This window comes from Paenibacillus sonchi, from assembly GCF_016772475.1.
Lineage (GTDB): Bacteria > Bacillota > Bacilli > Paenibacillales > Paenibacillaceae > Paenibacillus_AQ > Paenibacillus_AQ sonchi.
In genome coordinates, this window is record NZ_CP068595.1 from 5,570,169 (window position 1) to 5,582,702 (window position 12,534).

The window sequence follows — 12,534 nt, forward strand, 5'->3', positions numbered from 1 at the left end:
AATATTAGTCCGAATACAAATGATAGTAGACCATATGTATGTTTGAACATACATATAGTCTACTCAACCTGAATGTTGATTAACTATGAAGTTAGTTGCTTCTTTCCAGATAAAACTTCTGGTTGTCTGCAGTTACTTCAGTGTATTGGGTCAGTCTGGCTTCATTGTTGCGTGAGAACTCCTCGATATCCCAGGCCTTATTGGAATGCTTGAAGAACAGCTTAAAGCTCCCGTCCTGCTGCGGCACCAGTCTTACCTGCTGATTCCCTGCATTCACATCATCCCACAAATGCACTTTGGCACCATCAGCTGTAGAAACGTTCGATGCGTCAGCCACCTTATTGGGGGCGTGCAAATTGAACACTTTATAATAACCTTCACCCGTACTCTCAAATCTCCATTTAAACCAGATATTGTTCTCGAAAGTAAACTGGATCACTGGAGTTTCATTAGCCGTCCCGGCACCACCCGCATTCAAATATTTGCCGCTATGCTCTGCTTGAATATAATAGTCACCCTGTGGCTGGATTCTCCAGTACTGGCACTCGGCATCGGTCCAGGCCCACTGCTGCATTTTGGCCTCATTAGCCAGCGAGTTCTTGTCTACATCAAGCACCTTTCCGCTGCCAACATTGACAATCTTGAACCAGCCGTTGCCGGCGTCGACAAAGTCCCATTGCTGGAAGGCATTCCCTTCCTCATATGGGGCACTGACAAGCTGTGCTCCATCGCTCGTTGAATTGCCCTGCACCGCTGCATATTTACCGCTGACGCTGCTCGCAATCCGGAAATGACCGTTTCCGGCAGGAATGACTGACCATCTCTGGTTAGGCCCGTTGTAATCATAGGCCCACTGGTTAATCACAGCGCCGTTATTCTGATTTCCCCCGATCAAATCCATTGCTTTCCCGTTCTTATTGACCAGCATCATCTGGTTGTCGCTGTAATTGTTGCTAGCCGGGACGATATCGCTGGTTCCAGCCATAACATCGCTATTGCCGATTGAGGCATTCTTGACTGTAGAGATGATAAAAAGCTTATTGTTGCTCACAGGAACCAGGCTTCGGCTATATCCCAAAGTAATTACGCTATCCTGCGTTGTCCAATGACCTTGCCCGTAATTATAATTCAGGAACAGCTTATCCGACCGTCCTCCGGAGATGATAACCGTTCCGTTCGGGCTTCCGCCAGGAACCCAGACCACATACGGCTGCGAACCCGGGGTCTGGCCTTTATAATAGTTAACCTTCATGCCTGCATCGGCGGTATTGCCCCAATTCTCGGGGTCATTGGATATCTTATAGTGAATCTGGTCGTCGTACATATTGACGATTTCATATACCAGCATATACTGTCCATTGCCCATTTTCGTAACCGTCGGCATGCCCGGCCGGGAATTCCCGAGCGCTACATCCACCTTGGTCTGACTCCAGGTTACGCCGTCTGCTGACGAGCGGTGGACAATCATCTGATTGTGATTCGCGTCCTGCTCATCCGCATAGAAGCACAGCAGCTTGCCGCTGGCTACGAGGAGGAACGGCTCCCAGATTCCCTGGCTCTCCCAGTTCATGCCTCCTCCATAAGCCCCTCCGGTGGCGATGGTTGCGACATAGGTCCAGGATCTGCCCAGATTGTTGCTCTTATAGAGTTCGATGTTATGCACCAGCTCGCCTTCAGGAAAAGCATTTACTGCGAGTAGCATCGTCCCCTTAGGCATATTGCCGATCTGCTGGGGAAGCTCATAGAGGAAGCCTTGTTCTCTTAGTCCTTCTCCCGGATGAATATCGGCAACTTCCCCTACCTTTGTCCAGTTTTGTCCGCCATTGGTGCTTTCATAGATTGGAAAATTAGGACCCGCCGGATGCGGCAGCTGATTGGCGGTCCATGTCTCATGCGTAGCGTACATCTTGCCGTTGTCCGCTCCGCTATTCTGGAGAATCAGTGCCCGGGCGTAGCTCGCACTCTGCGTTGCACTGCTCCCCCAGAGGGTTACCGGACCAAAGGCGAACGCCTGGTTAAAGACTGCCGTGAACAGAAACAGAGCCATAAGAGAAGCCGTAATCATTTTTCGGGAAAATTTCATCGGTTATCAACCTTTCTACTCAAAATTTTCTTAGAGCAGTAATATCAGCCTTTGATTGCACCGTTTGTTAAACCGCTAATAATGTACTTTTGCAGAAACGTAAATAGAAGAATGATCGGTAGCACGGAAACTACGCCGAAGGCCATGACGTTATTCCACTGTGTCCCGTAGCGCTGCATGAAATTGAACACCCCTGAAGTGACCGGCCACATATTCTGTTTATTAATGAATGTGAAGGCGTACATCAGGTCCGCCCAGGCAAATAGGGTTGAGAAAATAATGCTGACAACGACACCGGAAATCGAGATCGGAATCATAATCCGGACAAAAGCGGTGAACACATTGCATCCGTCAACCTTGGCTGCTTCGTCCAGCTCCCGCGGAATGGTAACAAAGTATGTCCGCAAGATCAGAACAGAGAACGGGATCGCAATCGTTGCATCAGCAATTGCCGGGGCCAGATACGTATTATACAGCCCCATATTTTTGAAAATAATAAATAATGGCGTTAACGTTAGCGAGGTGGGAAGCATCTGGGTGATCAGGAACGACAAAATGACCAGCTTCCTGCCCTTAAACCTGAATCTCGCCAGTGCGTAGGCAGCAGGAATACTTAGTGCCACTGCAATGACCATTGCCGCGCCTGAAATGATGATACTGTTCAGGAAGTTCCGGAAAATGTTATAATCCTCTCTCACCTGCTCGAAATAGGCATTGAAATTGATACTCTTCGGAAAGAATGAAATCGGTGTCTGGAAAATCTCCAGCTCGGTCTTGAACGAAGTGATGATCATCCAGTACAACGGAAAGAGAAAGACGATACAGATCAGTGCAGCCGCAATGTTATATAACATTCGTCCTCTTAAGCTTCGGGTCTCACTCACCTTCACATCACCTCATCTTCCTTCACAAGCTTCAGGTAGGCAAGACTGACTACGAACAAGATCGCGAATAGAATATTGGCCACAGCCGCACCCTGGCTGAAATTGAATTCAGAGAAGGAAAGCTTGTATGAAAGTGTCGATAACGTTTCTGTTGCATCTACAGGTCCGCCCTTCGTCATTACATAGACGAGATCGAACACCTTGAAGGTGGAGATAAATCCAAGAATAAGTACTGCCTCAATGGAAGGCCGCAGAAGAGGAAGCGTGATATGCCGCAGCTTCCCCCACCGGCTGGCCCCATCAATGGACGCGCTCTCATAAAGCTCACTTGGAATCGTCGTTAAACCGGTTAGCAGCATAATCATCGTGAACGGAACGCCAATCCAGGAGTTGGTCAAAATCAAAGACCACATGGCACTGACGGGATGTAGCAACCACTCAACCGGCCCGCCCGTAATGTGCAGATCCATAAGAATCTGATCGACGATTCCCCCGGAAGCACTGAACATGTATTTGAAGACAAGGGCGGTTATGGTTGCCGGGATCATCCATGGGATGAGAATCAGCCCTCTTACTTTCTTCGACAGTACAAAGTTCTTGTTGAAGAACAGCGCCAGCATGAAGCCGATTACGAACTGGATTGCAATACTGAATACCGTGTAATACAGGGTGTTATACAAAGACGTACCAAGCAGAGGATCAGCGAACAGCCCCTTATAGTTGCCCAGTCCAACAAATTCTTTGTGCGGAAGATTTAAGGTCATAACATCAATGTTCTGAAAACTCATGATAATGTTCCGGATTATCGGGTACCCGGTAAAGAATAACATGAAGGCAACTGCCGGTAATACAAAGAGCAGGCCTACACGATCCCCTTTCATGAGCCGGGAAGCAAATTTCATCAATAAGACCACCTTATGTTAGTAGGGAGTTGCAGAGGCGGAACGTTTATTTCATGATCTCATCGACAGTGGCCTGGGCTTCGGCGAGGGCATCAGTGGTCGAGGCTGCTCCTGTCAGTACTGCCTGTACGGCAGTAGACAGAGCAGTAGACAATTCCGGCCATTTCGCATGCGGACCTCTTGGCATCGCAGACTCCATCTGTTCCATCCAGACTTTGAGCGACGGGTCTTCAGTATATTTCTTGTCGGCAGCGACATCTTTCCTTGGCGGGAATGCTCCCGATACTTCCTCATACGATCTGACAGAGTCAGCGCTAAGCGCCCAAGAGATGAATTTCCATGCGGCTTCCTTGTTCTTGCCCTGGATCATTCCGATGTTCTCTCCGCCTAATACGGAGGCATTCTGCTTGCCTTGTGGAATTAGAGCGATTCCAAAATCGAGTTCAGGGTTATCCTTCTCAATGGATGTTGTCTGCCAAGGACCGTTCACCATCATCGCTACTTTGCCGGCGGCAAATTGCTTTTCAATGTCCGACATCCCGATGTTGATCACTTCCTTGCTCATCGAGCCGTCTTCCAGCAGTCCGGATAAGAAATCTACGGCGCTTGCAGCCTCTGGACTATTCAGCTTCTCGGGGCTTCCGCCGGCGGCGATTAACCATGGATAGAAATTGAAGGTGCCTTCTTCCCCTTTGAGCAGCGAGGTTGCAAAGCCGTGTACACCATCCTTGGTTAATACCTTCGCTGTAGTCTTAAGTTCATCCCAGGTTTGCGGCGGGTTCACACCAGCTTGGTCCAGCAGCTCTTTGTTATAGAATAAGCCCAGGCAATTGCTCACGAACGGGAGCGAATAGTTCTTGCCTTCATAAATCCCAGACTTCATCGGGCCTTCGAAGAATTGATCCTTGTCCGCCCAGGCGTTTACCTTATCAGTGATGTCTTCAAACAGGCCCATTGCGGCAAAAGCGGCCACATCCGAATTATCGACTAGCACCAGATCCGGCAGATTACCTGCCGAAAGTCCGATGGTCAGCTGCTTCTTGAAATCACTGAACGGAACGAAATTCGGCGTAACCTCCACTTCATCCTGAGATTCATTGAATTTTTTAACGAAGTCTTCGATATCCTTCTCATAATAATGCCATAATACTAGCTTGACCTTCTGCGCTCCCGCAGACGCTGAAGCGTTATTCTTTACTACATTCGGAAGATCCGTTGCAGCGCTTCCATTTCCATCCGTATTATCCGACCCGCAGCCTGACACGATGGTCATGGTCATAACACAAGCCAGCAGTAACGTCCATCCTTTTCTCATCCAATTCTTCCGCCCTCTCGCTGATTTAAATGATTGCTATAAACTATTAAGATATTTGAAGCGCTTCATATTTATATGATAGTTTACAGGGGGGCGTGCTTAAACTCCAAAATCTAAAGACAGGTGTAAAAAATTAATGGGTTATATTAATGGAGATGAGCAGGGAGGTCTTTCGGGAAGAATGGGATATCAAGGTCAAGTGGAGACGTGCCGACTGCGAGAGTATCTAAAAACATTCAATATGTATTTTCTATTTCCTTTTATGACTGCTAAAATACAGGCGCCATTTCTGGCGCCTGTATTGCCCTCCCTACCAAGGCGTTTCGGTTTTGTGTTCAATCACTTTCAATACTTTGGGTTCAAGAATCTGTTTCAATTGTTCCAGCGTACGATTGTCATTAGTAGCCCCACCATGCGGATCGGCTTGGATTTGTTTTTTTGCCTGCGTACTTGCGATTATATCCATGACTTGTTGTTTGGAAATCTTTTTAGATGCTGCGATCTCGACGACAGATGCCCCCTTTGCCAATTCTTGTTTCAAGTCTGCTGGACTCATGCGAAGTAAAGAAAAGAGCTTTTCATCGTTTAAAAAAGCATCCGCAGTATAGTCAGGCTTGCCGTTTGTCGTGAAAAAGCCTTCCACGGATGGAGCAGGGCCGCCTCCGATCAGAGAAACGCTGATCGTATTCCCTTGAACGAACGCCTGATAAAACGGCGTTGCTGATCCCTTTTCGGTGTAGTTCAATATAAACGTTTTTTGGTCCGAGTTCTCCATCAGCTCCATGTTACATTCGTACTTACTGGAGCTACCGTACAGTTTGTTAATGAGATCATCTACTTTCGATTTGATTTCTTGATCGGTTAAGGAGATGACCGGTTTCTCCTGAGGCTCCCAATTCTCTTGGTTCACATGTTCGATTTCACCCGTGATACCGTTCAAATCAAGTCGGACCATTTTGCCGTGAGCTCCCTTTTCCTGCAGCACGATGCTTGTTTGAATGGCTTTCCCCTGACTTGCATTCGCCGGGTCTCCTCCAAGCTGGCTGGCGTCGATGATTTCAAACGACTTGGTTTCCGGATAAGAGCGGTACAACTTTTCAAGCGCTGCTTGGCCAACCGCATCCATCTTGACTTGTTTGGCTGTCATCGGTGTTCTCGTAATCATTTCAATCAGGGGAGGGGCCGCGAATGCCGCGGTTGGAATCATAATTACTGCAGCAACGAAGCTGCTGATCAATCGTTTTTTCATCGTTTTTTTGCTCCTTTGCCGTTGTACGTATTGAGAATAGGATTGTTCGATTCGTTTGGAGACAGCCGGGGGACATTCCATGGTCTCTGCCTCTTGGTGCAGGTACTCGCTGATTTGACTTTCAATAGGCATTGTTCTTTTCCTTCCTTTCCAACGGGAGATTTACCAATTGTTTTCGAAGCAACTGCAGGCCGGCATGATATCTGGACTTGACTGTACCCAGCGGAATATTGAGTAATGTCGCAATCTCCTCCAGCTTATAGTCGTGATAAAAGCGGAGGATGATCACCGTTCGCTGTTTATCGGTCAGCTTGTGCATGGCCCTCGATATCTCGGGGTCTGTCCCATCCGTCCTCAACGTGGGCTGATCCCAATGATGCTCTTGCCGGGAAAAGACACGGATACGTTCGAAAATTCGGAATCTCCTCCAGCTTTTCACCCGGAACCTTTGCACTTGTCGGATGACCAAGCCGTGCAGCCAGAAGTGGAAAGGACGATTCGGATCGTAGTTGGGAAGCGAGGTCCACATTTGCATATAGATCTCATTCATAATATCTTCGCGATCCTGCGGATGATCCACCAGAAAAGAGACGGTCCGGTAGACATCCTTATAGGTGGCTTCATACAACGCATGAAACGCCTGCTGATCTCCTTCGATCATTTTTGTGAGCACGTGGTATATAGATTCACTTTGCATTCAGAGGGCCCTCCTGAGTAAGCAGCTTACACCCTATATTGTCGCTCGATGGAAAAAAGGTTCGTTTTTTTTATTTTCGGTTGGGGGCCTATGGATTGCGGGAAGGCGAGCAGCGGCAATTAAAATTGTTGGATTTGACACAGAAAACCCGCGCGGGGCGCGGGTTCTAATGGGACTATGTTCTTGTCCTCCGACATTCAAGAACTGCATGCAGGCGATTATTACAATTTAAGTGCCTAAGCTTTTTTTACCGTGAAGTAAACTTGATAGGGTTCATAACCGATATCGCGAATTCTTCTCAGCTGAATTCCCGGATCCTGATTTGCCGTCTTGAAGAAATAGCGCCAGCTGCCCCACTCCCGTTCATTTTCCATAATCAATTCAGAGGCAACATCATCTTTTTGTGTAAAGAGAATTCTTTCATTCTCACAAATACCAGCCAGCACTTCAGGACCAAAACGAAACGCTCCTGTCTGTTCGTCGTCCGGCAGAGGAATGAAACGGATGCCGACCGGCAGAATGATGCTGATCCGGTCGCCGTCCTGCCAATTCCGCAGTATGGTGTAGAATGCCGTGTGATCCGCTGATTTGCCGTGCAACTGATCGTTCACATAGATGATGGCTTCCGACATGATCCAGTCCGGGATCCGGAAATGGATTGCAAACTCATTAGGAGCACCGATATGGACTACGAAATCATACTTTTTATAATTGGGCAGATTCTCGTGAAGAGCTGTAATCTCATTCAATTCCTGCTGTCCTGCAGTATTCGAAGAGTTCAGCATGCTCCCACTCATATGATCCTGAGATTGATTAATTCGGACGTTCTCTCCGTTGATCTCTGTTGTCAGCTCAGAATGGAAATACTGGCATACAAATACATCATTATGATCCTGATAATAAATGCCTCTGTTTAATGCAGCATTAGCTTGTACCATAGTTCCGTGACAGCAGAAGAAGCTATCGGTCTCCGAACTCCAATCCTTCCTGAGGCCTGCCTTCATCGGCAGGAAATAAGTGAGCAGCCCTGATGAGGGGTTTCCGTGCTTATTTCCGGTCAGATGATATTCTTGATAGTAGGCCTGAGCCATTATACCGTTGTACATATTATATTCGATATACTGCGCATATGCCGGATCTGATGTATGCCGGAAGAGAAACTCTGCCAGACGGATCATATTATATACAGTGCAATGCTCCTGGTTCTTGTCACCGAGGCGTGCCTTGATCTTCATTTTCGGCATCCACACTTCACCGGCAGTATTCCCGCCAGTTGCCAGAGTTCCTCGCTCTGTGACAGCACATTTCCAGTAGGCAGTGACAATGTCCATCCATCTTTGTTCGCCGGTTACTTCGTAAGCTCTGGCACAACCGAGTACTTCAGGAATGGTTGTGTTGGCATGCATGTTGGTCAGCGGATCTTTGTTCTCCAGTAAAGGATGGAAAAGTCTGCTGCGGTAATAACGCTCCAGCAAGGTAGAGTATTTATCATTCCCTGTAATATGGAGCAGGTCTGCCCAAGCTTCAAGCATTCCGCCTGTCTCCATGTCCAGAATGTCATCGAAGTTCTCTCTTGTGAAGGTACTGCTCCACTCGACGAACCAGTCTGCAAAATGATCTGCCACATCGAGCGCCTTTTGACTGCCGGTAAAATGGTACATATCAACAAGTCCCATAAATAACTTATGAATATTATACTGTGGAGCCCAAATCCCTTTTCCTTTTGCGATCCAATGTAAATATTTCTCTGGAATAGGCCCAACCCATTGTCCGCCATTATCTTTCTGACATTCGGCAAGCTCGTCTAATATGAGATCCGCTTTTACCTTTAGTTCCAAATCATCAGTCTCATGAAACCGCATAGCCGCGGCAGACAGCCAATGTCCAAGGAAATGTCCCCGGATCTGACAGACTGGCGTCTCCCATCCCCCATGTGCATCATGTGGAATATCTCTACCATGATATCTTCCTGCTTCTATTTTAAAGTTAAACAGGAGATTATCATTCGTCAATTTCATTAAATACCGCCTGTTTGCTTCTTCCCTGCGTTTCAAATCACCGTCATGAAGAACGACATGTTTGCCCTTCAGTTCTATCATCGCCTGCAGCCCCTTCAATCTTACTCGGATTTATCTTCATTAGGTTGATCCTTCGTGCGCCTTAAGATCACTTTGATTTTACAATGAAATTATAAGACAGCGTTTCCTTCATTCCAATGATTAATACTAATATAAACTTGATCCATACTGAGCAAGCTATATTATAAGAAAAGCCGCTATTTAACTGACAAGCAAGGCGAACTATTTTAAAGCTGAATGAACGGAGCATGAACAAAGTGATTTGCCAAGCTGAAAACTTATTCCAAGCCTTTCAAGGATTCTATCATATTGATTCGGTTCACTTTATGTCTGAGCGGCAGGTTGGCCAACAGAGTGAGCGCAAAGGCAACCAGTGCCGACACCAATACAATCAATATATTTAACTGATCCGGGATTTGCTGATGGGTGCTGGACAACGCTTCTACAACCATTTTATAGACATATCCGCAAACCGGTAAAGCTGCCAGCACAGCCAACGTTGTAATCATTATATTCTCAAAAAAGATAAGCCGGTTTATTTTGTTTTTGTAATACCCCAGCACTTTAAGCGTTGCAAGCTCGCGGTTCCTCTCGTAGATGATTATCGACGATATGGTGTAGATCGCGCCAAAGGAGAGAATGACGGAACAAATAATAAACATGATAAAGACAAAGCTGTTTTGCTGCAAAATGTATCGTGCCTCCTTCCGGAGATCCGCCTTATCGTAAATGGCATCCACTCTATGATCTTGCTCAAAATAGCTCCGAATGCCGGCCTGATCTGCCGACGGATCGGTTTCCACCAAAAGTGAGGTTGGCTTGTATCTCAGCCCAAAGCTGGTCAAATACTCCGGCGTGATGTAAAAAGACGGACTTGAATACTGCGTAGAGATGTTTAGCACCTTCATCTCCACCACCTTGTTGTCCATCCCGGAGCCAGTAAACGCAATTTGGACAGTATCCCCTTTCGCAATACCGTAGTGATCGGCATAAGATTTCGGCACTAGCACGCCATTATGGTCCAAATACAGCGGATTGTCTTTTTCGTCATAGAAATGAATGAGATTATTATCCTTTTCTGTTACCAGCAACGAAGCTTTTTCGGTAGTTTGGTTTTCGTTTTTCAATTCAATGGGCATTGCGGACAAGACATGATGGCTTTTAACGCCGGCCGGGAGTGTGATTTCATCCAAGGTTTCGCCAGACTTAAAATCAACCTTAAGATCGTAGGTATACACCTGCTCGAACTGGCCCGCTACCTTTTGAAGGGATGCCTGGGTGCCAAAAGCCGTGATTAACAACACGGTGCTGACCATGACACCGACTGAACTTGCCAACACTTTTTTCTTATTCAAAAAGATATTTCGCAAGATAAGCTTATAGTCAAACGGAATGCGGCTCCAGAGGCCGGGAATTCTTTCTATGAATATGGCTTTCATCGATTTTGAAGGTTTGGGGCGCATTGCCTGGGCCGCGCGTTCCTTCAACAGATTTCTACCGCTCAAATAGCAGGCAAGCATCCCGAAAAGGCTGGAGACAATAACCGGAGGCAGAATTAAATCAATCGAGAGAGCGAATTGTATGCCCGGGAGCGAATAGGACCTTGCATTCGATACCGAGATCAAGGGAACAAACACAGCGACAGAAATCACATAACCCAGCAGCGCTCCCACAATGCCGATCAACACGGGATAACCCATATAATGTAACATGATGCTGTTATTTTTTATGCCCAAAGCCTTCATGATGCCGATTTGATTGCGTTGAGAATCAATTATTCTGGACATGGCCAGGAACAATATAATAGCTTCGATCAAGAAAAGAACGAGAGGAATAACCTTGCTCATGAGCCTATTATTATGTAGCGTGGCCATCAGACGTGAATAGCTGAACGACCGTTCTTTGCTCTCCTGTCCCAGGTATGGAAGCCCTTTGGACTGTGCCTCAAGAGACTTCCCTATTTGCCCGGTATCATAGCCCTCTTTGGCATCCACCAACAGTTCATTAAAGAAAAAACTTCCTGCAATCTCCGGTATGGCCTCTTCTCCAACGTAAGCAATTCCATAGTTTTTATGATCCTGTGTTTCATTTTTTTTCGCATGCTCTACATTTTCACCCAAACCGCTGATTATTAACGCCAGCTCCTTGTTATTGACGCGGATGATAATTTTGTCGCCAACCGAATAGTGATGTTCTTTAGCATAGCTGGAATCCAATACTATCCCGTCTTTGGTAGAAGGAAGGCTGCCCTTCGTCATGGCGAGCCTGTTGATTTCATTGTTTTCAGGGATGGAGTGAATTTTCAATGCTGCACGATAACCGTCAAACGATTCCGTAGCGTCAAAGGTATACCGCCCTTCAAGTTTACGAATGCCTTCCACTTTGCTTAACTCTGCTATCTCCTTTTGAGTAAGCTGGCTGTAATATATATTCAGGTCGCTTAAATTATACTCTTTGAAATAAGCCTCCGTATAAGTGCCCAAGTTATTGCTTAAGGCGGCCAGTCCCGTATAGAAAAAAGCCCCAACTGCGACAACCAGCACGAAGGAGAGAAACTGTCCTGCCGACTGTTTGATATCCCGCAATAGTTTGAATAAAAGCTTCATGCTCACCACTCAATCCCTTCGGCGCTTTGCCTGTTTTCATTGATTGTAATACTTTCAATTTTTCCGCTTTTCACCCTTATGACTTTGTCCGCCATCAGCGCAAACGCTGAATTGTGCGTGACCAGAACAACGCATTTTTTCGTCTCTTTGTTTAAGTCTTCAAGAAGCTTTAATACGGACTTGCCTGTCACATAATCCAGTGCACCGGTGGGTTCGTCGCAGAGCAGAAGCAACGGATTTTTGGCAACCGCTCTAGCTATCGCCACCCGCTGCTGCTCGCCTCCGGAGAGCTGGGAAGGGAAGTTTTTGATCCGGTTGCTTAACCCCACCTTCCGTAAAATATCTTTGGCATCCAGAGGGTCCTTGCAAATCTCAACGGCAAATTCGACATTTTCCAAAGCATTTAAATTCGGGATTAAATTGTAGAACTGAAAAACAAAACCAACCTTCTCGCCGCGATACCGGGTTAATTTCTTTTCGTTCAATTTTGTGATTTCCTGACCGCCGACAAATACTTGGCCTGAGGTAGCCGTATCCATGCCACCCAATATATTGAGTATCGTGCTTTTGCCTGCTCCGCTTGCCCCCAGGACGACTACAAACTCTCCATCCGCTATGGAAAAGTCAACACCGTCCAACGCTCTGATCGGCACCTCCCCTACCTTGTACTCTTTTGTGACATTTTTGAATTCAATCAACTTTTTCACTTCTTCCATCTCC

9 protein-coding genes are annotated in these 12,534 nt (G+C 46.7%); all 9 read right to left on the reverse strand.

Annotated features, from left to right (window positions below):
- Positions 1-91 precede the first annotated feature (91 nt).
- Positions 92-2,083, reverse strand: coding sequence for an RICIN domain-containing protein (locus tag JI735_RS24845; protein ID WP_039837203.1), 1,992 nt, complete (start codon positions 2,081-2,083; stop codon positions 92-94).
- 44 nt (positions 2,084-2,127) lie between these two features.
- On the reverse strand, positions 2,128-2,937 hold the full coding sequence (locus JI735_RS24850; RefSeq protein ID WP_039837202.1) for a carbohydrate ABC transporter permease: 810 nt from the start codon (positions 2,935-2,937) through the stop codon (positions 2,128-2,130).
- 32 nt (positions 2,938-2,969) lie between these two features.
- Complete coding sequence (locus JI735_RS24855; protein WP_233476048.1) at positions 2,970-3,755, reverse strand: carbohydrate ABC transporter permease; 786 nt, start codon at positions 3,753-3,755, stop codon at positions 2,970-2,972.
- 160 nt (positions 3,756-3,915) lie between these two features.
- Positions 3,916-5,184, reverse strand: coding sequence for an ABC transporter substrate-binding protein (locus JI735_RS24860; protein WP_039837200.1), 1,269 nt, complete (start codon positions 5,182-5,184; stop codon positions 3,916-3,918).
- A gap of 310 nt (positions 5,185-5,494) precedes the next feature.
- Positions 5,495-6,565 (reverse strand): hypothetical protein, encoded by a 1,071-nt coding sequence (locus JI735_RS24865; RefSeq protein ID WP_202676542.1) that lies wholly within the window; start codon positions 6,563-6,565, stop codon positions 5,495-5,497.
- Positions 6,555-7,130: a sigma-70 family RNA polymerase sigma factor gene (locus JI735_RS24870; protein ID WP_202676543.1), complete on the reverse strand. Its 576-nt coding sequence runs from the start codon at positions 7,128-7,130 to the stop codon at positions 6,555-6,557. Before JI735_RS24870 ends, JI735_RS24865 begins: the two co-directional genes overlap by 11 nt.
- Positions 7,131-7,366: 236 nt before the next feature.
- Positions 7,367-9,229 (reverse strand): beta-L-arabinofuranosidase domain-containing protein, encoded by a 1,863-nt coding sequence (locus JI735_RS24875; protein ID WP_039836972.1) that lies wholly within the window; start codon positions 9,227-9,229, stop codon positions 7,367-7,369.
- A gap of 257 nt (positions 9,230-9,486) precedes the next feature.
- Entirely contained in the window at positions 9,487-11,814 is a 2,328-nt protein-coding gene (locus tag JI735_RS24880; RefSeq protein ID WP_039836973.1) for an ABC transporter permease, read from the reverse strand.
- A gap of 2 nt (positions 11,815-11,816) precedes the next feature.
- Positions 11,817-12,521 carry an ABC transporter ATP-binding protein gene (locus JI735_RS24885; RefSeq protein ID WP_039836971.1) on the reverse strand — a complete coding sequence of 235 codons (705 nt, stop codon included), beginning with the start codon at positions 12,519-12,521 and terminating at the stop codon, positions 11,817-11,819.
- Positions 12,522-12,534 lie beyond the last annotated feature (13 nt).